This window comes from Sphingobacterium multivorum (assembly GCF_039511225.1).
In the GTDB taxonomy this organism is placed as follows: Bacteria; Bacteroidota; Bacteroidia; order Sphingobacteriales; family Sphingobacteriaceae; genus Sphingobacterium.
Genome location: NZ_CP154261.1, coordinates 1390975 through 1417483 on the forward strand (window position 1 = coordinate 1390975; position 26509 = coordinate 1417483).

A 26509-nucleotide genomic window follows, 5' to 3' on the forward strand; every position below is an offset into this window, starting at 1 on the left:
TGATTTATTTTTTTTATTTCTCAAAATCGATTTAATAAAATACTTTTATATGTTATAAATATTTGGTTTTCTGATTTATAAGTGTCTTTTTGACTTGTGTTGATGAAATAAACTAATGGATGATGTGCCTAAGGAATTTGCTGTTCAGATTTTGGACGATTCAGCAAACTTTCAATGCTTAATATAAATTTGTTTTGTTTGGAAACGCGAAATTTTTTTCTATTAGTGACATGATAACAAGCTAGAAATCTATAAATTGCTTTGAGGTTCAGCTTAATATTTTGCTGGATAACCTATATTTTTTTTTGATGCTGGCGAGGACTTTCTTGTAGTATTTCGCTTTATCGGTTTCGTCGATAACAACAATTTCAACATCGTTTGCTTGAAGTAATTGCATTTTATCTTTGGAGAGTGCGTACCATTTTTTTGTTGTATAATAGAAGAGTTTATTTTTAATAAAGGTACTTCGTCTATAAAACTTATTTCTGGCGCGGTAGGTTAGCAACCACCAAAGGTCTATTTCTACAAAATCAAGCGATAGACCTAGGATATGGATATCCTGCGTGAAAAATAAGTCAATCCAGGATTGGAGTTTAGTATCTTTTTTTCGACTTAATCTTTTAATTAATGCAGCCTTGTAGACTGTTTGCGAATTATAATTTGTCCCATTAACGACATAATCCCTCATTTTTTGCAATTGACCACAGTAATGTTCATAACCGAGGTTAATGGAAGAGGGATTTAGGCAATCGCCGTGGATGTGCCAATAGTTCGTGTTGCCGATTTGGTGTTTACGAAATACACTGTAGGTCGTTTCACGGATAAGGCCAGCATTTGCTGTTGCGGTTTCTCCTTCTAAACTGAATTCATAGTTAGTTGTGATGATATTTTCGATCGAGAGATCCCGAATTAATTGGTGGATTTCATTTTGATTGATTTGAGAGACACAATCCGATATGTAGCTTTTAAGTTCTCTTTCATTAATATGCTTTTCTCGAATTGCATTAAGGAATATTTCCTCATACAACATAGGGAACGGTTTTTGTCCATTTTCCAATGAGCTAACCTTATACTTTTCTTTGATGTTGTGTAGCAAATCACTCCAGCTTATCCCTGGTGAAATATTATTAATGTCGTTCCCGACTAATAAAGCGAACTTGTTCATTGTATATAAATCAAGATTTACGTCTGTAAAGTTAAATGAAGATGTCAATCGATCGCATCTTTGGATATAACAATTAATCGATTGAATTTAGATTTCTTCCTTACGAATTTAATAAAAAATCGAAGGATTTTGTACATGACCACAGCGACGAAAGGGTTCTTAATCTCATTATATACCGCATGGAAACAATGTGATGTAAATTGAAACTTCTGTAAAAAATGGCTACGTCATTGCGATGGACGGATCAGTCAAATATGTTGGTTTTATTCGTCAAAAAAGGCTAGGCGAACCAACTTCCTAGCCTTCACGGTATAACTCATCCTATGCTATAACAAACAAATAACAAAGGAATACAGGAAATGTTTGATGTCTCTTCAAGGATGGTAGGTCTGTTGTGATATGGCTTGACAATGGTATTACGGTCTTGGCAACATATTACCATAAATTATAGTAGTATTTTGTTGTGTTATTCTCTGCTTTTGAGAGTGCTATAAGAGCAAGTCCTGTTAAGCTCGCTTTTGGTGTATATGTACATCGATGAAAATTTTGCACAATATTCGGTATCTGTAACCTACCGCTTACATCCAGCTAATAGTGCGCTTCACTGCGCAGGATCACGCTTAACTTTGTATAAAATAGAAGCTAAATAACTCGTAATAAAGTGTGTTTCCCTTCTCTCAATACAAGTTTTTTAGTGTAAGAACAGATTAATTCATAAAAAAAATCGTGATATGGAAATTAAAGAAAACAAACTTATCGGTATTTCTTATAGAGAAACACCAAACAAAGGTGGGATTATTAAACCCGTTTATATTATTATGCATTACGACGGTGCGTCCAATGCTACAAGTGCAATTGATTGGATGACCGATTCCCGGAGCAAGGTTTCCGCTCATCTTCATATTAGTCGTGATGGTATCATAACGCAATTGGCGCTTTTTAATACAAAATGTTGGCATGCAGGCCTTAGTACTTGGGCCGGTCAAAAAGATTTGAATAACTGTAGCATTGGAATCGAATTGCAAAATAAAGGGATGGAGAGTTACACTGAAAAGCAGATCAATGTGGCAATAGCAGTATGTAAAGCAATTATCCGTACTTATCCGATTCGAGAGATTTTAGGGCATTCGGATATTGCACCTGAAAGAAAGGAGGATCCAGGGGTACAATTTCCCTGGGAAAAATTTAAACCGTTAACAAAAGGAAATTATAATGGAATTACTTGAGATTTTAGAGAAATTGATTATCCCTGTAGCGACAGCTGTAGGGGGGTATCTTGTTGGAAGGCCTAAGCAGCAAGCCGAGGTGGAGGCGACAAATGTTGAGAATGCCGGAAAGGTAATTGAAAAATGGGAAGGCTATGCCAATAGGCTAGAAAAAGATATTGAGCATTTACGGACGATCATTGAAGATCTTAATGAAGGGTTGCATTTGGCAAATGACGAACGTATATCTTGTGCTAAGACTTTAGCGGATTTGCAGGTAAAATATGATGATCTAATGAAACTTTATAATAGGCTACAGATTGAATTAAAGCGCGTTAAAAATGAGAAATACACTACAGATAATCGCAATGCTGCTACTGGTTAGCAGCTGCGGTTTGTTTAAAAAGGTTGAGAAAACCAAGGCATCACAAGAGTTTGGCATCAAAGAAAAAAATACCGAGTCTGCTACTATAGCACAGAAGACAGGACATATACAAGTTGTTGGATTAGCTAAAGAGGCTGTGGTAACAGATGAATATGTGATGCAAATTGAAGGTGAGGGGATTCAGATTATGCAGGATGGCGTTGTTCAGCTACATAAGGGGAAAGTCTATGCGAAAAAGGAACATTATTCTGAAAAGCTGCAGCTTGAAAGAAGGTTAAATACCAATTGGAAAGATCACAAAGCAAAAAGTAGTCAGCAAATTGAAACGAAAACGGAGCTAACTAAAGAACAATCAAAAGAGGTTGCAAAACCAGCAGTGTCAAGTCTTCTTTATTTTTTAATGGGGTGCAGTATATTGGTCGGCTTGATTATTTGGTGGATAAATAAACGTAAGTTGATTAGAATATGGTAGTTACCCATTAAAAAGATCGTTATCATTATATTTTAATAAAATTCAGTAAATAACACGAAATAGTCCTTGAGTATAAAATTCAAGGACTATTTTCTAGAGCTGGATACAGTTGCTGAATGAGCAGAGCTGCTTTGATTGTATAAAATAATATTAATCCCCATCGAGATGTCGGTCAATAAGGTAATAATTGGCAATCTGTTTAATCTCTTTTTTGAAATCACGATAGAGGTCAAATTGATTGCAAGCACAGATGATAGATTTCTGTAATGTGTCATTGTTTATTTTTAAGTAAGGACCAAGTTCCTTGTATATGCTACTTTTTACTTTTGTTTTCAGATTATTTAATTTTTCCGGCTGAAAGATACGTAGAACAACGGCGATAGCTTTGTAACGATGCTGTATGTCCTTGTAATTGATATATTCTCCCATAATCTGCTGAGAAGGAATGCCCACAAATTGACAATAACAGTCAATTACTTGGCTGATTTTGGAAAGATCAGATTCATAGATCTTATCGATGGATTTTAGTATCTCGGGATGATTTTCTTTTAAGAAACTCATGATGAATGAATAATATAATGTGTTCATACGTTGTGAACGATTTTTGTCGGTTACTATACTGCTTTCCTCTTTTCGTAAAATATTGCTGGTTTTTTGTAGTTGATAATAATCCACTGTGTATACAATGGGCTGTCTGAGATGTTGTGACATGAGCTGTTCCATTTTCTTTTATCTTTAAGTATGAATTGATTTTCGTCTCGCAAATTGCAAATCCTACGAATAGCTGATCTGCTTACTACCCGGCTTATCTATTCTAGGGGTCTATATTTTTTTATTGTTTAACAAAGTTAAACAAATTTGTTAATCTTGCAAGTTTATTAAAACCTAATTTTTACTTTTTATATGAAATAGTAAACTTATTTGTTTAACTGTAATGCGTTGGTAGTTAGAATTTTATTGTTTTATTTTGATTGTCTATTTGTTTAGGTTTAATAAGTTGTGTAACTTAGTGTCAGATTGTTATATATTTGTGTAACATTTGTTAAATACCCGATCGACTATGGAAACTTATCCAAATAATAACTTTGAAGTTTTACGCTTGGAGATGCGCGTTACTAACCGTGAATTCGCGTCTTTACTAGGGGTACGCGAGCAGGTGTACTCGCGTATTAAAAAAGGAGAGTATCCTATTGGACTTACGATGAAAACACGTATTCAAGCGGCTTTTCCTCATGTTCAGTATGACTGGTTGCTGTATGGAAAAGGTGAAAGAATGGAGGTAGCTCCTTTAGTGCAACCCGACACGATAGCCATGCTTAGTATTGGTAATGGTAAGTCAATAGGATATTTTTCGGAGGACGTCAAGTTTATTGACGAAAATAAGAATAATATATTTTTTGAAGTTTCCCCAGGACGATATTTGATGCAGACAAAACTTGTCACAGAGAAAGCTAAAGCCGGGTATCTTTCTGGCTTTTCTGATGCTGAATATATGGACGATTTACCGGCACATTTTATTACAGTCACTGAGTTTCATAAAGGTGCCTATCGTTCTTTTGAAGTTAGTGGTGATAGTATGACCGATGGAACAGACGCAAGTGTATTGGACGGTGATATTGTGACTGGACGTTTGATTAAAAGAGAGTTATGGCAATCAAAATTTCATACCCACAAATATCGGTATTGGGTTGTTGTACATAAATATGAAGGAGTTATTATTAAAGAAATTGCTCATCATGATGTCAATAACGGAATTCTTACCCTTCGTTCGCTAAACGCTGATAAAACAAGGTACCCAGATTTTGCAGTAAGTTTGGATGATGTTGACCAAATTTTTAATGTTGTAGATATCAGCCGTTCGCTTTAGGAATAGCCTAGCTCCGATTATTTTCGGTTTGACGGTTCATCTTTTCATACCAAAGTTAATAGATGGACCTTTTTGCTTCAGCTATATATGCGATAAATTAACCCAATCGCGCACTGTTAATTGAAAGTTATCCGTACCAAGTTTGTATGGTGTTGCTAAAAAATATAGAAATAAAAACTAATATAATTAGTTTTTATTTCTATATTTGGCTATAAATTGAACGTATGCGGACATGTTGTTGCGTCCTATCTTGGCGCTCCTAGTATATATTTAACGTTAAGAAGACTGATAACGTGACGAGAATATTGGTTGCTCATTATTCAGGCATGTTCGTAGCGTTCAATTGAAATAATAGGTACATGTGCGTAGGTTATCAACGCGGGGTGGAGGAATTTTCGAATAATTGAACTATCTACTAAGCTGTACCTATGGACTTGCCATTTACTAATCATCATATGTTTATTTTTAAAGCCAGGTTTCGAAATCTGGCTTTTTTATTTCTTATGCTATCAATTGTTGTTAGTTTTAATCTTTGACAAAGCTTACATCGGTTATTTTATAGGAAAAATTATCTTTTTCCCGTTCATTTACAGGTTTTTCCATCTCATTGTAGTGTACTGTTCCTGTCATCTTGAATGTTGTATGAGAATCTAGGTTGATTTTTTCTCCCTTATCGTCAAATACATAAAAGTTCTTAAGCGTATAATTTTTCTGATCTGCAGGAATTTCAAATAAAACATTGTTCTTTTCTGTCCCTACAGGTAATATAACGCTGAATGCAGTGAACTTTTCAGAACTAAACGCATGGGATTTAACTACGAAATTCATGGCCATAGTTTTTGATTTTCCTGAAGAGAATGTAAAAGAAGGCGCATCAAATTCACCTGTTAACGTAATGGTTTTGTTTTGGTTGTCATAGTTTGATTCGATCGCTTTTACCGTATTGACAGAACTACCATTGCAAGATGAGAACAACCCTATGGCTGAAGATACTAATAATGATGTTGAAATTAAGTGTTTAGTTTTCATGGGAAAAATTTCATTAATTGTAAAGACTATTTTTATTGATAGACAACTTCTGCTTATTTATGTTTTGGTAATCTATCGAAGATTTTTTGGAATCTTCAATAGACACACCTTCATGCTGATTTATACTCACATTCAATAACATCCGATGATCAATTTTTATAAAAGTAAGGTATTGAGGAAGAGGTTTTAGCACTTGATTTAAATTCGGGGGGAATGGATTTAAATTCGCATACATTGGACTTTTTTTCGTCTAAAAGAGGTCGGTAGATGATCAACTCAAGTTTTTTCGGTGGAAATGCCAGTAAACGGGCTATATGGAAATTGATCCTAAACTATTACCTCATATTATGATCAATTTCTTGATTTAAAAAAGACCAAGTTAATAATTAAACAAGTGAGCGTAAGTAAAGAACAGCAAGTTCGGATGTTATTCCAAAATACCCAGGGTTTTTCAAAGGCATCCCGTGCAAGTCTTAAAGATTTTTCTGAAGATATCGATAGGTCGATCGAGGCCAATTGATTGTTCAAGGGGACATTTTGTGTGCCTGTGACTACAAATACACCAATGATATAGCTTAGGCATGCTACTAGTATTAGATAAAATTTTGGTGACGATAGATCAAAAAATAATATTGTAGCCATCAATAATAAAATTGGGGCGCCCAGAAAACAGCAGTAAAAAGCTGAGTTTAGTATTTCTTTATTAATATTTTGCATGGCGGTCAGATAGGCTTTATCGTTGAGTTTATGGAGTCCCAAATTGACCGAAAAGGTATACGAAAAAAATAAGCCTGATATGATAGCCGAAAATATTGTTGCCAGCGCTAAAATGATGTCTTGTAATTTCATGTCTATATTTTTTTGATGTATCATGTTTTGCTGAACTCATTGTCTAAGCGTTCTGATTTATCAAAGCATTGTTTTCTTATTGTAAATTTTTCGAAGGAGTTGAGGCTAAAAAAATACACACTTTCGTTGCACTCGACCTTAGACAATACAAAAGTTGTGATAATCAGGGAGTCAATATAGAATAAAAACGACAGTAATCTATTTTTTGTTAAATGACGCTGGAGTTGTGCCTGTGAAAGTCTTAAAGACACGAATAAAATGCGATTGGTCGGAAAATCCATTTTCATAAACAATTTCCGTTATCTTTCGGAAGTCTTTGCTATTGAGCTGTTTAAAAGCGGCCTGAAATTGTACCATTTTAGCGAATTGTTTAGCGGATATCCCAGTTTCCTTGAGAAACCTTCTTTCAAAAGTTCGGATGTTCAATGCTTCTCTTTTTGCAATTTCTTTAATAATGATTTGGCCCTGGTTTTCGATGATTTCAAGGATTGCTCGCTGAATCGAAAAATCAAGTTTATTTTTCTTGCTATCGAAAAAGCTGAGAAGAGATTGTATCAATAGTTGGATGCTGTTTTCAATGCTTGAAGATGAGGATAATGTGCCGGTAAGTTGGTGGAAGGTTGTATTTGAAGGAGTATCTAGATCATAACAGTCGTCGTTTATGCTTTCGGGCGAGATGCCCCAAAATGTCCGTAATACAAATGGGTAAAATTGAAAAACGATAATCTGAAAAGGGCCTTTTACATCGATTGAAATCGGTTTTATTGTCTGACCATAGAGGAAAATCTTTGACATTTTTTTATCATGAGGCTTGATTGTAAAATCACCATAGCATCGTTGAAACAATAAACCAGGGTAACCATCAGCATAAAAAGGTAAGTTTACGCAATCATTCGTCTGACTTTCAAACACTAGGATCGCCTTTACGAATAATGCAATGGATGTATCTGGACTGATAATCTGAGGCTTCATTTATAAATTGTTTGGCTTTGCTTTACGACTTTTTATAATTTTAAATATACAGAAATATGAAATAAGAATATATGGATAATCGTTGGATTTCGATTAGTGGATTTACTGTGACCCGTAGTGTTTAAAGTATATGTCGTTGATTCAACTTATTTGAAATAGTAGAGCGGTTTTTTTCTTCTCACCTGAAATAATTGTGCATGTTCCAGTAATTTAACATAATTATTTTGCCAATAATTGGCAATCCAATTTGAATCCAATGAAGGGTTGTAATGACTCAGGTCACTTTTTAAAACGACTGAATCCACTGCTGTTCCAACATTCCAAATGCTTATTTTGCTGTAACGTCCCCTGTAGGGAGGGGTATAACATTTAATAGCCTGCACGCAACTGTCAACCGAGGGATAATCATAACTGTCGAAATTATCCAATGTTGCAATGCTGATTTTCTGATAATTTTCATCAATCGCAAAGAGTTCTGAATGTGTTTCGATGATTTCTCCGCAAATTGAGTTCCTGGATTTCTCTTCGTTCCAGAAATACTGAATAGGAAAACTATGCTTATAAAGCATGGTTTTCCCTTTGATTTTAAGTGGTTTGCTGTTGTGGTATTCACCTATCTCAATAAAATTTTCAACCTTTGGATTAAACAAATAGGTATGTTCTTGCCACTTCTTGTTCCATACAATATCTTCAAAACCGTCTTTGTTTTGATCGGTAAACGATAATCCTGAATTATTGGTCCCATAATCCATATCTCGCATAATGAGGTGCCATTGATTATTTTGCAGCTTTTCGACCTGAAAGAAACACGCTGAGTCGTTCTTAAAGACGGAAAATCTATAACGCTTATTTGCTATAAAAGAACAATCTTGTTCTATCAGGTTGTAATTCGAAGTTTTTAGGCTATCGATTTCCTGGTAGACTAGAAAGGAATCCGGTAATTGCACATGCTTGTTGTGCGAGTTACAACTAAAGAATGCAACAGCGCATATTCCCAGCAACAATTTCCAGCTCTGGTTTATTATTTTTGTACGGAATGGCTGTTTGAAATGTCTCATATCAATTAAGCTGTGCCGGTGCATATTATTGATCGTCTGAAATACTTTTGTTCAGTGAACTTTGACAATAATGGTTTTAATATTATGATTTGTATTGTTGTTAAATAGCGTACAAAATAAATTGACTTTTTATTATTGTACTCAAAATTGAAACTACCATTATAGTTGGCGCTCACTAAATTTATTTGTGTTCAGGTCGGCAGCTGAAAGCGTTTTTAGAAGTTCTCTAGCTGCGGCGCTACCTGCACGGTTTGCACCGATTGTCGATGCTGATGGACCATAACCCACGAGGTGAATTCTTGGTTCTTTAGCGACCATGGTCGCTAGTCTGCCTGCCATTTGAATGCCACCCTGTTTTTCTTTTGGTAGCACTGCGTCTAGATGGCTCAATGAACTTTTAAAGCCTGTATTCCAAAGTATAACATCTGCTTGTTGTTCTGTTCCATTGGCCCATTTGATCCCCTTTTGTGTTATTTCTTGAAACATTGGAAAACGTTGAAGGACACCCCGTTTTTCCATCTCCTGGATTTCTGTAGAATAGGGGAGGCCCGTAACGGAAACGACAGACAAAGGTGAAAGCCCCAATCGTACACGTTCCTCTACCATAGCAACCGCATTATGCCCGGCCATGTCATCAAATGGCCCCTCTCTGAATAAAGGCGGTCGTCGTGTTACCCAGGTTGTCGTTGTAACCTGGGAAATTTGATCCAATAGCTGAATGGCAGAAATACCGGCTCCAACAACAATAACATGTTTGCCACGAAAATACTCTGCAGTTTTAAAATCCTTTGTGTGAAGTTGCTCGCCCCGAAATAATTCTGCACCTGGATAGGTAGGAATATAGGGGTTTTCCCATGTTCCAGTGGCGTTGATAATACCGAGTGCTGAGAAAAGAGTTTCTGCCGTATCGATATGAAAGCGATCTTGGTACATGTAGACTTTTTCTACTTTAGCTGGTCGATATACTTGAAGTCCAAATTTTTCTTCATAAAGTTTAAAATAATGGGGAACAGCGGTGTTGGCTTGAACTTCCGCCCCTTTTGTTGATAAAGTCTCCTCAAACGACATGCCGGGCAAATCGTGTATTTTATTGACTGTACTTAAGGTAAGGGAGTCCCAGCGAAATTGCCAGGCTCCTCCTGGTGCAGAGGCTTCATCCAGGATGATAAAATCCGGCCCGATTTTAAGTCCGAGCTTCTTCAAATGATAAGCAGCAGAAAGTCCAGCCTGACCCGCACCAATGACTGCAATTTTTGTTTTGTAGCGAATGTTCTTTATCATACGAAAGAGGAGTTAACGCCAACCAAGTTCGGGAGCTACGTGTTCCAAAATGGCTGAAAGAATGTGGACATTGTAGTCGACCCCTAGCGTATTTGGAATGGTCAATAATAGCGTGTCGGCTTCTTGTATTGCTTCATCTTGCGCTAATTCCTTCACGAGTTGATCTGGTTCTGCGGCATAACTTCGCCCAAAAATCGTCCGCTTGTCCGATTCGATTATCCCAATTTTATCTGTTTTGTCAGCCTCTTGCCCGAAGTAATAACGATCTAAATCATCGACCAGAGCGAATATGGATCGACTGACCGAAACGCGGGGTTCACCAGGGTGCCCTGCTGCTTTCCAGGCCTCTTTGTATAAACGTATTTGTTCGGCCTGCTGAATATGAAAAGGTTTGCCATTTTCATCATATTTCAAAGTGGAACTTTGCAGGTGCATCCTGTTTTGAGCAGCCCATACCGCGGTGGCATTTGAAGCTGCTCCCCACCAGATACGATCGCGTAGCCCTTCCGAATGGGGTTCAAGCCTCAGTAAGCCAGGCGGGTTTGGAAACATTGGATAGGGATTTGGTTCAGCGAAGCCCGTGCCTGTAAGCTTTTCTAAAAATTCCAATGCTTTTTGCCTTCCCATATCAGCATCTGTTTCACCTTCGGCGAGATCGTAACCAAAGTAACGCCAACCATCTATTACTTGTTCAGGGGATCCTCTACTGATGCCGAGCTGCAACCTGCCCCTAGAGATTAGATCTGCAGCCCCTGCGTCTTCCACCATATAAAGGGGATTTTCATAGCGCATATCGATGACCCCTGTGCCGATCTCAATTTTTGAGGTTTTGGCTCCAATGGCTGACAATAAAGGAAAAGGAGATGCTAACTGATTCGCAAAATGATGTACCCGGAAATAGGCACCATCTATGCCTATTTCTTCAGCAGCTACTGCCAGATCAATGGATTGCAATAAAGTGTCACTTGCCGTCTGCGTACTGTATGCTGGATGTTTGGACCAATGGCCAAAAGATAAAAAACCTATTTTTTTCATAAATCAAAAAGTGATTTGATGTTTATCAAATTTAATAAATGTTGCGGTAACTTTGATGGTAGTGATTGTCCGATGCGTGTCAATAATAGCTGGTTTGAATTTGTCAAATGACAAGTAAGCTGAGGCTTAAAAAGCGTAATTTTGTCTATTATTCAACTATATAGATGATTCAGAATGACGTTGTCCGACAAATTATTAAAGCAGATTGAGTTTATCAAAGAAATCGATAAGATTAAGTATGTCCAGCGCAAAACAAAACTTTTCAATAGTGACCGTCCCGAAAATGATGCTGAACACAGTTGGCATCTCGCTCTTATGGCCATTGTACTTTCAGAATACGCAAATGAACCCGTAGATTTGTTAAAAGTGGTCAAGATGGTATTGATACATGATATTGTAGAAATTGATGCTGGTGATACCTTTATCTATGATACTGAGAAAAATCATTCCAATACTGAAGCAGAACGTTTAGCTGCCCAACGGATTTTTGGCATTTTACCTAAGAAGCAAGGAGAAGAACTTATTGCGATTTGGGAAGAATTTGAAGCCGGTCAAACGCCAGAAGCACAGTTTGCACGGGCAATGGATCGATTGGAACCACTTTTACAGAATAGTTCCAATAATGGTGGAACCTGGAATGAACCTGGTGTAAATTATAAACAGGTTTATGCAAAAAAATCTGTCATTAAGGATGGTTCGACGGTACTCTGGGAATATGCCGAAAATTTGATCGATGCTGGAGTTGCTCGGGGGATTCTGAAAAAAGGAGAGTAGGGAGGATACTCATCAATGGCCAGCAGTAATCCCGATACTATTGCTGACCATTGTGGTTTTATAAATATACATTAATCGTCATCATCCTCTTTTTGTTCGCTTACCTTTAGGAAGGCGGCTCTTTTTGGAGCTGGAGCAGATTCACCTTTAAGTCCCTGCCATAGAATTTCATTGAATACCAAATCAGGTACCGCGTCTTCTTTCGACCAATCATATTTGTCACTCCATACAGCCAGTTTCCCTTTACTTGGATTGCGCTCATTGAGATCTACATTTGCGTCGACATGATCAAATGGAGTATAATCGGGGTTATTGCTAAACGATCGCCACATGGGTGTTGCAGCAGCGTCGTATTGCGTCATTGGTTTCATCCCTAAAATCAGCTCTATCGTTCTAATCATCCCTGAGGTTGAATACATGGTGTGATCTACAGATCTTCTTTTTACATAAGGGCTAATCAAATAGGCAGGACTACGGTGTGCATCCACATGGTCAGGACCATTCTGGGCATCATCTTCCAGTATAAAGATCGCAGATTCTTTCCAGATTGGACTCTTGCTGATATGGTCAACAAACATCCCAACAGCGAGGTCATTGTCCGCTACATGAGCATAAGGGGACTTTTTGCCGGCACGCATCCCTTCCGTATGGTCGTTGCTGATTCGAATGGTTGTCAATTGGGGCATTTCTCCTTTTTGGATGAGTTGATCAAAATCAGCTTTCCATTGTCTTATACGTGTGGTGTCGGCAACACTCAGGTCATAACTTGTATATCCAGTGGCAACATGCCCTTCCAAAGATTTTACGTTGGGTTTTCCTTTATCTGCGAATTCACCATAGGTGCGATAAGATACCTGATGTCGCTTGGCATTATCCCAAATAAATCCGCCTTTATTGTTGGCTATTTCTCGTTCCCCTTCTCCTCCATAAGTGCCGCCGCGACCGCCATAGCTTGATGGCCAGGTTTTCTCCAGATAGTCGGTGGCATAAGCACCCATACTCCAATTGTGCCCATCCGCACTAACTTCCGCATCGACATAGAAATTGTCTAGAAGTGCAAATTCATTGACAATTTTGTGTTGATTAGGCGTGATTTTTTCGCCGAATAAACAAAGTGAAGCGTCTCCATTTCCTTGTTTAACATCACCTAGAACTTGATCGTGGGTACGATTTTCTTTGATGACATAAAATACGTATTTGATCGGAGAGGGGGCTCCAACTTTCATTGGAATAGGGTTGCCGGCTTCACCCTCTGTTTGCAGCTCTTTTTCTTTCGAATAGGGCGTATTCCGATATACCGCACGAGAATATAGGGCGAGTTCTTCTGGTTTAGGATCAGGTATAAAGCTTAACGTTCCCCTAAAAAGACCAGCAATATATTGTATCTCTTTTGGTTTGTTGAGGTCGCCTGCATGACGATCGACTTTTTCCTTTTGGTCTGTCGGATTGGGACCTTGTGGATTAGCTTTGGATGATAAGCCTTTACCATTTGTAACCAGAATTGTTTTATCGACTACTTTTACATTCGTTGGATACCAGCCCACTGGAATAAATCCTTTCGAAATAGATCTCCCAGGCTTACTTACGTCGAATACTGCTAAACAATTGTTGTCTGCATTGGCTATGTAAAGGATTTTACCATCTGTGGACAAAGCAACACCATTGCTGGTCGATCCACTTGGAGCATTAGGATACAATGCTGCATTCAATGTTTCTACGATTGCTCCTGTTTTAGTATCGATTATGGATACCGAGTTGTCATTTGCGTTGGCGACAAAAAGCCATTTACCATTTTTACTAAACGTAATTTCATTTGGGTGGCTACCCACAGGGATCTCTTTGGTTATCTTATTTTGTGTAACATCCCATACTAAAATCTTTTCTCCGCCCCAGACGCTGATATAGAGTTGTTTTGCATCAGGTGTTAGCTGGCAGGTATACCCCTCAGCTCCCAAATTATAAGTTGCTTTCGTTGCTTTGGTTTTTAAGTCGATGACATATAGTTTTTTATCTTCTCTGGTGACAGTATATAATTGTTGTTTGTTTTTATCATCTACAGCCAATCCGGCTATTCCTATTTTATTGGGCCATGGCTTGCCAAGAACAATAGAATCTTTGGATGCAATTTTTCCAACGTTGATTTTATAGATCCTGATCATGTTATCATGTCCCCCAGAAGCATACAGTGTATTATCATCGCTCGAAAAAGCCAATCCATACCAAGATTTTGGTATAGCAATACTATCGATTTTTCGTTGTGAAGCGAGATCGATAAGATCTATTGTTTGTGTACTTTGTCCATTGTTGCTGACAGCTGCAAGCTTTTTATGATGACTGATAACTAAGTTCAGCGGTAAATCTCCGAGCTCTATCTGTTTTCCAACAGGGGTTAGTGTCCAGCCATTTGGTAGTCCAACTTTATTGCTTTCCAAAATTGAACTAATCCTATTTTGTATATTGTTTTGACTGAATGTGAGTTGTGAGGTTGCAAACATACACGTTGTCAAAATAAATGTTTCTATTCTTTTCATGGGACATATTTACGAAATTGAGTAGTCAGACTAAATAGGAAACTTCAAAATTAAAGAAAACTTAATATTGGACCGCGAACTTAGTGTAGGTGATAACGCGCTGTTTTTTAGTATGGTCAAGGGCCTCTGAAAATCTGTAATATAGGACTGATCAGAAAATTTTGCACGGAATACTTTTTGTAATCGTTTATAACAAGGGGTGATCGGTTAATAGGTAAAACTCTGTTGTTTACCGATGAAAATTGTTTTTTCACCGAAAAATTATGGTGTTTTACAGTTTGTTTTTTGAAATTGGGCGGATAAACTATTCAATCTTTATTTATGATACACTTCTTTAATTCATTGGCAATTTTAACTATAGTAGGATTGGTAAGCCTCTCTACCAATGTGAAAACTAAAGATTCCCAGGCCAATATTGGAGACACGATGGTAGAATATAAATCTTCAATCAATGGCACTGTAAAGCCCAATACCTTACACAGTATGCGGCAAGATAAGATTCATTTATATACCGACTGCAAAGATTCCATTTTATAACATGAACTTTCTTATTTGAAGCTACTGTTTTTATTTTTTGAAAAATATAATTTTTAAATTACTTTTTTGTTATATAGATTAATTTCGTATATTGAGTTATAGTGAAAAGTCCAAAGGGTATGTTACGGCATCTGTTCATTTGTGTAGAGCTCTAGCGTAATTTCTAGCTTTGGGAAGCCTATATTTTTAAATTGATTATTCTTAAATAGCTTGTTATGAAAAAGAAAAGTTCGTCGTGGTTTTTTTATGCCATTATTGCTATTGTCATTTGCGTATTTCTATTATTGAATCTACCAGAACTTATTCAGGGATTTATGAACGGTTACAATTCAGTTATTAAATAGCAACTCGATGTTCACCGTTTAATTTCCCATATTTACCGAGTTTTTTACTGTCTTTATCTAAATTTTGTAGCTGTTGCACGCCCCGTATTGTAGTTTAGAATGAGTAAACGGAATAGGACTAATACCGTATTTCTTGAATGGAACTTAATCAGATCTAATGAAACGAGTCGAAATATTTAAAACCAATGTTTATCGAATGAAAGATGCACAGCAAATTGTTGCAACTCTTGTCAGCCTGTTTTCATCTTATAAAATTAACTTCGATCTTGAAGATGAAGAACGTATTCTAAGAATTGAATCTTCGCAATTGGAAATTGAGACCAACAGCATTGTTAGAAAGATGTTTGAGTGGGGTTATCGTTGCGAAAGAATCATTTAATCATTCATAAAAAATAAAAAGCTAACTATTATATTAATTTTCGTTGTAAATTGCGCTGGTAATTTGTTGAACAAAACTGTTGGCAGTCCCTAAGGATGTTATGTCTAATAGTCAAGTATTTCAATATAAGATTACTCAAAAAAACATTGTTGGTAAGCGTAATATATCGGATATGATAGGCAATAGCATGCTCATTTTTTAATGCTCTTTATTCTTAATACAGACTGTTTTGCACAAAATGGAACACCGTTAACGATAGGCACATCAGAGATATTGCATTCAAAAGTTTTGGCTGAAGACAGAATGATCAACATTCATCTTCCCGACAATTATACCGCCAATGATTCTGTTCGCTATCCAATTGTTTATGTTCTTGATGGTAGTATGGATGAAGATTTTTTTCATATAGCCGGTATTGTCCGTTTCAGTACACAACCCTGGATCGATAGATTCCCGCAGAGTATCGTTGTTGGAATCGGTGGAAACACACGAAGGAGAGATTTTACCTTCCCTGTTGAAAACACAGATTTTATAGAAAAGGAAGGTTTTCAAAAAGCGAGCTTTCCCTCGTATGGTGGTTCAGAGAAATACCGGATATTCCTGAAAAATGAATTGATCCCTTATATAAATGACAATTTTAAATCGAACGGAAAACAGACTTTAATTGGAGAATCATTGGCAGGACTTTTTTCATCAGAAATATTATTTAAACAACCCGAATTATTTGATGATTATATTATTATAAGTCCAAGCTTATGGTGGGGAGAAGAGTCTTTATTGACGCATGGGGAGAAGTTTCTGCAAACTAATTTGAAAAAAAATATAAAGGTTTATCTCGGTATCCCCAACAAGGAAGAAGACATAAGAATGTATGATGAGGCTATAGCGTTATCGGAGATTCTTAAACGAAACAAGAAGATTCATTTTGTATTTGATTACATGCCCGATGAATTGCATTCGACTGTAATACATCAAGCGGTCTACAACGCTTTTAAGAAGTTGTATCCAAAAACGGTCTATTCAAAGTAGCAATATGTCTATTCTGAGATTAGTTTTATTTTATAGTTAGTTTTGTGCGATCACGCCACTCATCTTCCAGGATTGACATCAATAGCTTGTCGTGAAATTGATTATCTCTAAAACAGGCTTTACGCATTCTTCCCTCCAATTTAAAACCGGCGTTTTCATATGCTTTTATGGCTGTATAGTTTGGCTCAGATACCGTCAGCATAATTCTGTTGAGCTCTAGTTTTCCAAATCCGATAGCTAAGATTAATTTGGTAACTTGAGTGCCTATTCCCTTCCCCCATTCTTCGCGATCACCTATAAAAATAAAATACTCTCCAGATCTGTTTGCTTTGGAAATATTACAAATGCCTGTATAACCAATCAGTTTATTAGAGTCGTTTAGGAAAATTCCACGATTAAAATTTTTAGAATCGTTGACAACGGAGAGAAACCAATTGTCGATTTGATCCCTTGTGTTTAGCGACTGAAAAAGAGAAAGGGAGTACTTTATAGACATCTCATCATTGATCCATTCATAAAATGGAGAGACATCTTCGAGTGAGAGTAGCTTTAAATCGATCATCGTTTCATAAAAATGGTGCTCGTTATTTCATACGCGAATTTACCGCTTTATTTTAACGGCTTAATGATTACTTGATCGACCATTTTCCCCTGCTGATCGAGAATTTTGAAGATTCCTTTTTCGTCGTCTAAATCTACGCGGAGCACATTGTTGTTGGAATTTACAATGATCGGAAATTGTACTGTATTTGTCGCATTTTTGATAATGTGTCTATGTAAATGTCCTGATAACATGATCTGTGTTCCTGCTTTGTTGAGGATAGGAACAAATTTCTCCAAAATCTCCTGTTCCCCGTGCCAGCCACCAAAAGGGGGCATATGGCAGATTACGATCTTATATTTAGCATCTTTAAATGACGGGTTCTCAACTGCTTGAGCTAACCAGGCCGCTTGTTCGCTTCTATAGTTATCCATGTCTACAATACCGCTATATTCAATGTCGGTATCGGGCTTGTCTTCACCGCAATCTAAGACGATAAAACCGGTATTCCCATGCTTAAATTGGTAATATAGTTTACCTGTTGGTGTTGGGAAATATTTGGGATATTCAATGGCAAAAGGTCCACGTGTTTCATGATTGCCTCTTGCATAAAACATTGGTTTTTCACTGGCGAATTTTTTAATGGCGGTATCCATGAACCCCTCATACAGCTGTGTTTCACTGAGTAGATTACTAGCCATATCACCGTTGAATACCACAAAGTCACTTGTCTTTAGATTGCCGATATCCAGTAGCTTATCGAGTACCTCATTGCGCTCATGAATATCATTGACAACTGTAAAATGGGTGGAGCTGGCATGGCCAAAGGTTTGGAAAAATAAGGGTGCCTTTTGATAAACATCACTGGCTACTACTTTTCCATATTGTACATTGACGCCAACATGTTTGAGGACTTCTTGACTATACACACGATATCTATAGCGTGTTCCAGGTTTTAGGTTGTTCAATGTAACTTGATGCAACGTACCTACTTTTTTGAAGCCATAGGCAGCCGCATAATATTTTGGTCTTTCCTTAAAGTAAAAGTGACTGGAGTCATCTGGGGCCAGCTCAACCCAGCCAGTAGCAGGCTTGTCTGTCGTCCAAATAATGGAAACAGATTGCTCTGTTAATCCTTGAATGAAAGGTAAGTGATTTATTCTGATCGCATCCTGACCAACTGCCATAAAACAATTGAAGAACAACAATAGGATGATGCATTTTAGTTTAGTCATTGTAGTACCTGGGTCTATAATTGATTTTGGAACCTAAATCGGTTTTTTCTTGCGCTAAAGATATAAAATTGTGTGAACAAGCTATGGATTGAAATGTAACAGTCTTGCTAGACTAAAAGATGTCTCGTTTTGTTTTTTGCTAAAAAAGTGCTGTAAACAGGTAATAATTAAGAAAATGTGACCTGTGTTTGGCACTTATATTTGGAATAACCTAAGTAAGAGCACCTAATCAAACACAAATGAAAAAGATAGTTTTATTTTTATCTGTGTTTCTAACTTCACTAATTGCACTGGGCCAGCAGATCACGGGAACCGTACGTGATAAAAATGGTAAACAATTGGCCGGAGTAACTTTGAGAAACACGAGTACTTCCAACAGTACACAGACCGATGATCAGGGGAATTTTAAGATTTCAGGTAAATCCGGAGATATCTTAGAGACAAGTTTTATCGGATACGAGCGGGCTCGTCAACCCATTCCCGAGGCAGGCAAAATGACCTTTACCCTGGTCGAAACATTGAGTATTCTAGATGAAGCCGTAGTGATCGGTTACCAGAGTACCTCCCGCAAAAAAGCGACCGCTGCGATTTCAAGTATTTCGGGTAAAGATCTGGAAAATCTTCCGGCAGCCAGTTTTGACATGTTGCTTCAGGGAAGATTGGCCGGCGTCAACGTTCAGAATTTTTCTGGCGCTCCGGGTGCATCGCCAACATTGGCTGTTCGTGGTACATCGGCCGTTAGCCTGAATTACTCCAATGACGATTATTACAATGTCATTAGTAATCCACTCTATGTTATTGACGGAGTTCCGCAGCCAACGGAACAATTCGTAGGCCCGAATACAGGAACAGGAACAAATTATCTAGCAGGTCTGAATCCGAATGATATCGAATCTGTGGATGTGCTCCGAGATGCTTCTGCCGCCGCAATTTATGGTTCTAGGGCAGCAAATGGGGTGATCATGATCACGACGAAAAAAGGGCGTAACGGAGATCCGCGTTTTATGTTAACCGGATATGGTGGTCTAACGCAACGGCCCGAACTCCGTGAAGTGACACTCGGAAGAACCGAGCGTGAGCAGAAGATGAGGATACTAAAGAATCAGCTTTCTTCCAACGATTTCAGAAATCTGCCCTTTATGCTTACCGATTCGTTGAACCCTGCATTCAATGGGAATACAGATTGGCAGGATCTATTCTACCAAAAAGGAAAGATTAAGAGTGCAGATCTTTCTGTTAGCGGCGGGTCAGCGATTAGTTCATATCGTTTTAGTGGGAACTATTACGATGAGGCGGGAATCATTAAAGCAACCGGATTTAAACGCTATACTGGAAGGCTCAATTTGTCCAGTAAGGCAATCAATGAACGTTTAACGATCAATCCCATTGTGGCCTATTCGTATAATAAGCGAGCGCGAGGAAGCGGGAGTGACGTGAGCCCAATTGCCTTGAGTGCCGGTAGTATGCCATCATCACTTTTTAATCTTTCAGATGCAAAAAAAACTTACCTTTTGGGTACCTATAATAGTAGTCTTGATAACAATGAATCTTCTAATCTGAATACCAATCTAAATCTGATTTTCAATATTGCACCAGGATTAACTTTTACTTCCCAATCCGCCTATATCAAAGATATGGCCAATAGAGCTTATAATAGGCCATCAGCTTTGATGAGCGGTGCCGGTAATTATTCGTCAGCTTATTCTTATGAGAATAGCCAAGTCAGGATATCGAACTTTTTAACTTATATCAAACAGTTTGGAAAACACTCTTTAAATGTACTACTGGGCCAGGAAGCGGAAAAAAATAAAATGCAAAATGTATCCGCATGGGGTAGTCAGGGGGTATCGGATCAGATCCAAGTGGTTACTGGATTTCTGCAAAATAACATCGGTGCCAACTCCGATTTGCAAAAGTGGTCACAGCTGTCCTATCTCGGTCGCTTTTCCTATGATTTTGATAGTAAATACTTGTTTTCAGGGGCTGTCCGTGCGGATGGATCGTCCCGATTTGGAGAAAACAACAAATGGGGATATTTTCCGTCCGCATCTGTCGGCTGGATTTTAACTGAAGAAGATTTTCTGAAAAACAATCCTATATTCACCTTACTTAAAATTAGAGGAAGTTATGGATTGACCGGATCTCTCCCTAAAAGTAACTATTTGCAGTATAATCTCTATAATGTCAATAATGGGGGGTATCAGGGTAATTCCGGAGCAACTTCCTATAATGGCCAAGTGGCTATTACACCAAACTTTAATAATGGCGTTGCCCAAAAAAATCTCAGCTGGGAGCGCAATAGGCAATGGAATTTAGGTGTCGATATGGAATTGTACAAGGGACGTTTTACAGCTATGGTAGATGTATTTAATAAGGAAAACTATGATGGGCTATTTGACGTCATGCTTCCCGTCACGTCCGGATACGATTACGCCAAAACAAATTCGGTAGGAATCCGCAATTCAGGTGTCGATATTCAATTGTCTGCTGATATGTTCCCACGTAGCTCCACATTGAGCTGGCGGTCCAATTTAAATATTTCCTATGTCAAGAATCGGATCATGAATCTGCCAAATGGCGGCCGCGATATGGTCATGGATGGTGATCGATTTGATAAATCTCATATCCTCTCGGTGGGCAGCCCGATCAATGCATTTTATCTCTATAAAACTCTGGGGGTTTTCTCGACCCTGGACGATATTCCGGTCAATCCATATACAGGCGAACGCTATCGAAATTCCAATGGGACATTCAATCCCGGAGATTTTTATTTTGAAGATATAGATGGCGATTATTTTGTAGACGTATTTAATAGTGGTATTAATCCAGATAAAAGGGCGATTGGAGATCCTAATTTTAAGTGGACCGGAGGCTGGAATAACGTCTTTAGTTATAAAGACTTTTCGCTTACTTTGTTTTTTACCTACGGTTTTGGGAGGGATGTACTGAATCTTTTTGAATCAGATCAATTCAGTAACTCAACTTCGGGCGATGCGACTTCAAATTTTGCTTACTATTCGATACGGGATCTGGACAAACTCAATATCTGGAAACAGCCCGGCGACAAGGCCGAATACGCAAAATATGATATCGGCACCTATCGTTACTATTACACCTCTGCGCAGACTTTCTTTTTAGAAAATGGTTCCTATATGCGATTTAAGAATCTGATTTTTTCTTACAACCTCCCTGAACGAATCAGCAAGAAATGGAGTATTTCCAAAGTGAGATTCTTTGGCATAGTGGATAATGTAGCCCGTTGGCAAAAATCAAAAAAATTACCTGATGCCGAGGCTGTAAACCCATATGGAGAGTATAACGGTGGTGGTTATCCGATTCCAAGAAAATATACATTAGGATTTGAACTAACTTTTTAAGACGATGAAAAGATTTTTTTTAAACTATAGACTAGCGGTGCTATTGATGCTGGTTTTCTTGCTAGGGTCATGTAAAAAGTTTTTGGTGGAAGAACCCGTCAATTCGACTTTCGCGGGCGCATATTGGAAAAGCTCAGGGGATTTACGGAGTGCTATGGCAGGTAACTATGCTTTGGTACGGGATGTGATGAATTCGGGTAACTGGAATCCGAGTCCACGATACTTTATGTATGGCGATGCAATTGCCAAGAATTATTTTACAATCCAATATAATGGTGATGGACTCGAAGGGATCCAAAATGGAGATTTTACATTTCAATACAATGTAGAGAATTTTGGAGATTGGACCAAGTACTATAAAGCGATTACGATGAGTAATATCATTATTAATCGAGTTCCCAAGGTGGCGGACGATTTACTGACCGATGTGACCAATCCAACGAAGTTCAAAAATGAGATGCTTGGAGAGGCTTATTTTTTACGGGCGTTCACTTATTTTATGATGCTACGCGTGTGGGGAGACGTGCCCGTGGTAACGGAAGAATACGACGACCCTATTTCTGCTCCAGAATTAGCACGAAGTACCAAAAAAGAGGTTATGGCGCAGATCGAGAAGGATGCACTGCAGGCACATGAATTGTTGCCTTGGCAATATTCACTTGTTGGGAACGCCAAAGTCACAGCCAATAAAGGCGCGGTGAATGCATTGTTAGCTCATTTCTACCTTTGGAAGGCAACAATGAGTGATGTCAATTCAAACCAACCTGATCTCGAAACGGTAGACAAAGCAGATAAAGCCATCGATGAAATCTTAAATAATGGTATGTATTCATTGACCGACACATCTAATTATTATAAGACTTTCGAAGGACTTTCGAGTGAAGGTATTTTTGAAATTGCAATGAGTGAAAATACACGCGAAGGAACCAATCAACATATTGCCAATATGTTTTTGAGAACTGCGCAGCTGGCAACTTCTGGAACAAATTCGAGGTGTTATGTCAATGCAGATTATCTGACAAATCATTTTTATAAAATAGACCAGGTTTGGGACTGGTATTGGAATACAAGTTTGCAGCAGTGGGAGTGGAAGGCGATGCCTTCACAGGTCTTCGACGATAGTGATATTCGTTGTAGACGTAATTTTACCGATCTAAACAGTGATAAACCGACTTGCGTAAAATATCAAAGTGTTGTCTACCGTAATCCCTCACAAAAGCAAGATGCTTATGTTAGCAATAATCTGATTGTCTTTAGGTTAGCGGATATGCGCTTGTTGAAAGCCGAAATTGCACTTTATAGAAATCAAGTTTCCAAAGCAATAGACATCATCAATGAATTTAGAAAAAGGAATGGCGCCGATGAATCTGCATTCGTGGATAATACATTGAGTAAAGACGATGTCATGTACGAATATATTATTGAAAGAGGAAAAGAACTTTATCTCGAAGGGCATATTTTTTATGATCTATTGCGAACAAGGCAATACAGCAATTTTGTTCCATGGCTCTCGGAGTCCCGCTTCCGTCAGGAAGGATTCTATTGGCCAATTAATCCAGCCCTATTCAAAAATAATAACAAGTTGACACAGACCTCATACTGGAGAGGAAAGGTGTAAGCACTAAAAAAAGAATTATGAAAAAGATAACAGGATTGTTTGCGTCAATATTAATTTTTCTTTTCGCATGTAAGAAGGATAATTATAAAGTCGATGGTGGAAAGAGCGATGCCAACGTGAACCAGACAACTTATGATTTTTTGAAGCAGCATGGTAGCTTTGATTCGTTGGTTAAGATTATAGACCGTGCCGGTATTAAAGATATTGTGAATTCAGATGTCACGTTCTTTGCAACGAGCGATTATGGCGTACGGGATTATGTAGCCGCCAAAAAACAACAAAGGATCATTGAGGTGGGAAACGAAAATATTCAGTTCGGGATCAATAATATCCCAGTCAAAGAATTACGTGATTCGATGATGATCTACCTATTCGATGGAAAGATCACACGAGAAAATCTCAGCCCTGACAACAAATATTTTGTAAGCAAGCTTGGTGCAATTCCCAATGTCAGGTTCAATATCAAATTGCGCAGAACACGTGACTACAGCGATTATCTGGATTATGTAGATTATCTCAATTTCACAAAGGTGATCGGTACTCTTGATGCTGAGGAACCCGATTATAATGCGATTCCAAAAGATCAACTTGATAAATCCTATGATTGTCAAACCTCGGGAATTAGGACGACGACAGGTGTATTGCATGTATTGCAAAACACACATCGTTTATTTTTTAACGCCGGAAAAATGGCTGATTAGAAACTGATATGAAAACGAATTTAAAAATTTTATATAGCTTGCTGTTTGCTTTTGCGCTAACTTCTGGCTGCAAGAAAATTGAAAACGGCTTTTTGAGCGAAGGTATACGATATAAAGATAATACCATTTTTTGCAAACGTGGAATGTCCCTAACGATGTCTGACCGTATTAATACAGATGGTTCTACGCCCCCCTATACATTCGAATTGTTAAACTTAAACGATGAAGCAACAGGTCAGCCCGCACCGGATGTCTTTTTTAAAGAATTTGACATTCTAACCTTTAAGCCTGGTTTAGTGTTCAATGCCGAGACAGATACCACGGTCGAACTACTCAATAAAAAGAGAGAAACAGTAAAGAAAGCCCCGATGGAATTTAATACAGTCAGTGGACAGCTGGTTTTTAATCGAGCTTCTGCCAATCTACCTTTAGGGCGTTTTAATTTTGATGTCAAAATGACCAACCCTAGAGGAGAGCGTGTATTCCCTAAATTGGCAACCATCGAGATTGTAGAACCTACGATTGATGATATGTTTAAAGTAACCTATCAAGCGGCAAGTGGATCGAGCGCTGCAGAAGTTTTTACCGGAATTACAGCCCCAAAAGTGACTTGTACAAAAATTTCAAACGATGGCGCTCGTGTTATCCTAAAGATCGTCGATAAAAATGGAAATGCATTCAATCCTAAAAATGGAGAAGTGATCAAACGGGGGGATCGACCGATGTTTGAATCTCATGTGAAGTTTAATCCAGTCCAAGTGACAGATAATTCGTTGATCTGTGATTTTGAGGTTGCACCTTTTCCGCTTGCTAAATTAATTGGAAAAGATGGAACAGATTGGGGTTTTCTCAATTACTATCGCATCCCCATGAAGTATGCCCAAATCGACGGCTTAAGTGCTAATAATGTCAACCCTGTTTTTGGATTCCAGCTATTGATGGAAGGTACTTATGAGGTTCAGGTAAAACTGCCAACGGTAACGCGTATTACACAATAAAGATTAGGGGAGCATAGTAAGTTCCCCACACTTTATTAAACCCAGATCTATATTAAACTTAGATGCTCACAGTGCGAAAATTAACCAATTATGAGCAAATTTTAACATTTTATTAGATGTGAGATTGACATTTCTCAATATGTTACGCTTGTTGTCTATATTTAGTAAAACCAATGTTGAGTAACCTAATACTAACATGCTATGAAAACGTTACAATTTAATATTCCTGTAATTAAAGGACAAAGCATCACTGTCCAGGAGGATATCTCGGAATCGTTCTATCCACATTTGCATCGTCATCAAGAAGCCCAGTTAATGTGGATTACGAAAGGAAAAGGTGTGTTGCTTGTGGATGAAACCCTCCATCCCTTTAAGGAAAACGATATATTTTTCATCGCTGCTCACCAAGCACATGTATTTAAATCTGTATCCGAGGATAAGGCTGGTGATGCCGCTAGATCCATTTCGATTTTTTTTGATCCGGAAGGGAGGTTGAAACAACTTTTTATGTTGGGTGAATTTGAATCCTTGGAGCAATTTTTAAGTCAGGATTCCAGGGGATTTAAGATTCCGGAGGTGGATTTCGACATGGTATCTAAGCGTATGCTGTTATTAAAACAATCGGAAAAGATCGATAAAATGATGCATTTCTTCTATTTGCTCCGGACACTAGCCCAAATTTCAAAGAGAACAGATGCGCTCTGTCCCGAACCGATGGAGACTGTAGTCGGTTCCACTGGAAAAAATAACCGCATAGAGAAGGTTTGTCATTATATCAATACACATTTTAAACATGGGCTTACTTTAGAAAGTGTAGCAGAAAGAGCACATTTGTCGCCACAGGCATTCTGCCGTTATTTCAAAAAACACTGTGGAATCACCTTAGTTGGTTATCTAAACCGGATACGAATTAATGAGGTTTGTAGTCAATTGGGAAAAGATCATTTACATTTGGAAAATATCTCATTTATTGCTTACAACTGCGGCTTCAATAGCATTACAAATTTTAACCGCGTATTTAAACAGATTATCGGCTGCACACCGAAAGAGTATATTTTGCGCTATGATCAGCGCTATACAGAAAATTCAATTGTTTCATATGTTTAGTTTAAGGCCACGTCGTGAGA

Annotated in this window: 25 protein-coding genes; 14 read left to right on the forward strand and 11 right to left on the reverse strand. The window is 38.0% G+C overall.

Features of this window, described 5'->3' with window-relative positions; genetic code table 11:
- Positions 1-268 precede the first annotated feature (268 nt).
- The gene (locus tag AAH582_RS05765) at positions 269-1165 is read right to left on the reverse strand and encodes an SIR2 family protein (protein ID WP_343321472.1); all 897 of its coding nucleotides are present in this window, start codon (positions 1163-1165) and stop codon (positions 269-271) included.
- Between the two features lie 731 nt (positions 1166-1896).
- On the opposite strand from AAH582_RS05765, the gene AAH582_RS05770 reads away from it, so the two are divergent.
- From AAH582_RS05770 to AAH582_RS05780, 3 genes are read left to right on the forward strand one after another with little or no spacing between them, the layout of a single operon-like run.
- A complete protein-coding gene (locus AAH582_RS05770; RefSeq protein ID WP_343321473.1) occupies positions 1897-2391 on the forward strand; it encodes an N-acetylmuramoyl-L-alanine amidase in 495 nt (164 codons plus the stop codon).
- The gene (locus tag AAH582_RS05775; protein WP_343321474.1) at positions 2378-2755 is read left to right on the forward strand and encodes a hypothetical protein; all 378 of its coding nucleotides are present in this window, start codon (positions 2378-2380) and stop codon (positions 2753-2755) included. The genes AAH582_RS05770 and AAH582_RS05775 overlap by 14 nt, the downstream gene beginning before the upstream one ends.
- Positions 2712-3227, forward strand: a complete 516-nt coding sequence (locus AAH582_RS05780; protein ID WP_343321475.1) for a hypothetical protein — start codon at positions 2712-2714, stop codon at positions 3225-3227. Before AAH582_RS05775 ends, AAH582_RS05780 begins: the two co-directional genes overlap by 44 nt.
- A 150-nt stretch (positions 3228-3377) precedes the next feature.
- Here the strand turns inward: AAH582_RS05780 and AAH582_RS05785 are convergent, their stop codons facing one another.
- Complete coding sequence (locus AAH582_RS05785) at positions 3378-3950, reverse strand: hypothetical protein (protein WP_343321476.1); 573 nt, start codon at positions 3948-3950, stop codon at positions 3378-3380.
- A gap of 337 nt (positions 3951-4287) precedes the next feature.
- On the opposite strand from AAH582_RS05785, the gene AAH582_RS05790 reads away from it, so the two are divergent.
- Positions 4288-5094 (forward strand): hypothetical protein, encoded by an 807-nt coding sequence (locus AAH582_RS05790; RefSeq protein WP_053003475.1) that lies wholly within the window; start codon positions 4288-4290, stop codon positions 5092-5094.
- Positions 5095-5619: 525 nt separating this feature from the next.
- Here AAH582_RS05790 and AAH582_RS05795 read toward each other — a convergent pair.
- The 6 genes from AAH582_RS05795 to AAH582_RS05815 all read right to left on the reverse strand — a co-directional run bounded on the left by AAH582_RS05795 (position 5620) and on the right by AAH582_RS05815 (position 11318).
- On the reverse strand, positions 5620-6123 hold the full coding sequence (locus tag AAH582_RS05795; RefSeq protein WP_343321477.1) for a hypothetical protein: 504 nt from the start codon (positions 6121-6123) through the stop codon (positions 5620-5622).
- A gap of 351 nt (positions 6124-6474) precedes the next feature.
- Positions 6475-6996, reverse strand: coding sequence for a DUF1772 domain-containing protein (locus tag AAH582_RS24840; protein ID WP_430459031.1), 522 nt, complete (start codon positions 6994-6996; stop codon positions 6475-6477).
- Positions 6997-7170: 174 nt separating this feature from the next.
- Positions 7171-7944, reverse strand: a complete 774-nt coding sequence (locus tag AAH582_RS05800; RefSeq protein WP_343321478.1) for an AraC family transcriptional regulator — start codon at positions 7942-7944, stop codon at positions 7171-7173.
- Positions 7945-8090: 146 nt separating this feature from the next.
- Positions 8091-9002, reverse strand: coding sequence for a hypothetical protein (locus AAH582_RS05805; protein ID WP_046671666.1), 912 nt, complete (start codon positions 9000-9002; stop codon positions 8091-8093).
- A 159-nt stretch (positions 9003-9161) separates the two neighbouring features.
- Complete coding sequence (locus tag AAH582_RS05810; protein ID WP_343321479.1) at positions 9162-10283, reverse strand: NAD(P)-binding domain-containing protein; 1122 nt, start codon at positions 10281-10283, stop codon at positions 9162-9164.
- 12 nt (positions 10284-10295) lie between these two features.
- Positions 10296-11318: an LLM class flavin-dependent oxidoreductase gene (locus tag AAH582_RS05815; protein WP_046671668.1), complete on the reverse strand. Its 1023-nt coding sequence runs from the start codon at positions 11316-11318 to the stop codon at positions 10296-10298.
- A 174-nt stretch (positions 11319-11492) separates the two neighbouring features.
- Between AAH582_RS05815 and AAH582_RS05820 the strand changes: the two genes are divergently transcribed.
- Positions 11493-12092 carry an HD domain-containing protein gene (locus AAH582_RS05820; protein WP_343321480.1) on the forward strand — a complete coding sequence of 200 codons (600 nt, stop codon included), beginning with the start codon at positions 11493-11495 and terminating at the stop codon, positions 12090-12092.
- Between the two features lie 71 nt (positions 12093-12163).
- On the opposite strand, the gene AAH582_RS05825 is transcribed toward AAH582_RS05820, so the two are convergent.
- Positions 12164-14623: a bifunctional YncE family protein/alkaline phosphatase family protein gene (locus tag AAH582_RS05825; RefSeq protein ID WP_343321481.1), complete on the reverse strand. Its 2460-nt coding sequence runs from the start codon at positions 14621-14623 to the stop codon at positions 12164-12166.
- Positions 14624-14944: 321 nt separating this feature from the next.
- On the opposite strand from AAH582_RS05825, the gene AAH582_RS05830 reads away from it, so the two are divergent.
- From AAH582_RS05830 to AAH582_RS05845, 4 genes are all read left to right on the forward strand, one after another.
- Complete coding sequence (locus AAH582_RS05830) at positions 14945-15160, forward strand: hypothetical protein (protein ID WP_070565216.1); 216 nt, start codon at positions 14945-14947, stop codon at positions 15158-15160.
- A gap of 215 nt (positions 15161-15375) precedes the next feature.
- The gene (locus AAH582_RS05835) at positions 15376-15504 is read left to right on the forward strand and encodes a hypothetical protein (protein ID WP_256602545.1); all 129 of its coding nucleotides are present in this window, start codon (positions 15376-15378) and stop codon (positions 15502-15504) included.
- Between the two features lie 157 nt (positions 15505-15661).
- Positions 15662-15883 carry a methyltransferase type 11 gene (locus AAH582_RS05840; protein WP_070565219.1) on the forward strand — a complete coding sequence of 74 codons (222 nt, stop codon included), beginning with the start codon at positions 15662-15664 and terminating at the stop codon, positions 15881-15883.
- A gap of 201 nt (positions 15884-16084) precedes the next feature.
- Positions 16085-16912: an alpha/beta hydrolase gene (locus AAH582_RS05845; RefSeq protein ID WP_343321482.1), complete on the forward strand. Its 828-nt coding sequence runs from the start codon at positions 16085-16087 to the stop codon at positions 16910-16912.
- A gap of 25 nt (positions 16913-16937) precedes the next feature.
- Here AAH582_RS05845 and AAH582_RS05850 read toward each other — a convergent pair whose 3' ends face one another.
- A complete protein-coding gene (locus AAH582_RS05850; protein WP_343321483.1) occupies positions 16938-17474 on the reverse strand; it encodes a GNAT family N-acetyltransferase in 537 nt (178 codons plus the stop codon).
- Positions 17475-17521: 47 nt separating this feature from the next.
- Complete coding sequence (locus AAH582_RS05855) at positions 17522-18688, reverse strand: FN3 domain-containing metallophosphoesterase family protein (protein WP_343321484.1); 1167 nt, start codon at positions 18686-18688, stop codon at positions 17522-17524.
- A gap of 239 nt (positions 18689-18927) precedes the next feature.
- On the opposite strand from AAH582_RS05855, the gene AAH582_RS05860 reads away from it, so the two are divergent.
- The 5 genes from AAH582_RS05860 to AAH582_RS05880 all read left to right on the forward strand — a co-directional run bounded on the left by AAH582_RS05860 (position 18928) and on the right by AAH582_RS05880 (position 26489).
- Complete coding sequence (locus tag AAH582_RS05860; protein ID WP_046671675.1) at positions 18928-22065, forward strand: SusC/RagA family TonB-linked outer membrane protein; 3138 nt, start codon at positions 18928-18930, stop codon at positions 22063-22065.
- Positions 22066-22069: 4 nt separating this feature from the next.
- Positions 22070-23683 (forward strand): RagB/SusD family nutrient uptake outer membrane protein, encoded by a 1614-nt coding sequence (locus tag AAH582_RS05865; RefSeq protein WP_343321485.1) that lies wholly within the window; start codon positions 22070-22072, stop codon positions 23681-23683.
- A gap of 17 nt (positions 23684-23700) precedes the next feature.
- Positions 23701-24384, forward strand: a complete 684-nt coding sequence (locus AAH582_RS05870) for a hypothetical protein (protein ID WP_070565225.1) — start codon at positions 23701-23703, stop codon at positions 24382-24384.
- An 8-nt stretch (positions 24385-24392) separates the two neighbouring features.
- Entirely contained in the window at positions 24393-25382 is a 990-nt protein-coding gene (locus AAH582_RS05875) for a DUF5007 domain-containing protein (protein ID WP_070565228.1), read from the forward strand.
- Positions 25383-25583: 201 nt separating this feature from the next.
- The gene (locus AAH582_RS05880) at positions 25584-26489 is read left to right on the forward strand and encodes an AraC family transcriptional regulator (RefSeq protein ID WP_343321486.1); all 906 of its coding nucleotides are present in this window, start codon (positions 25584-25586) and stop codon (positions 26487-26489) included.
- Positions 26490-26509 lie beyond the last annotated feature (20 nt).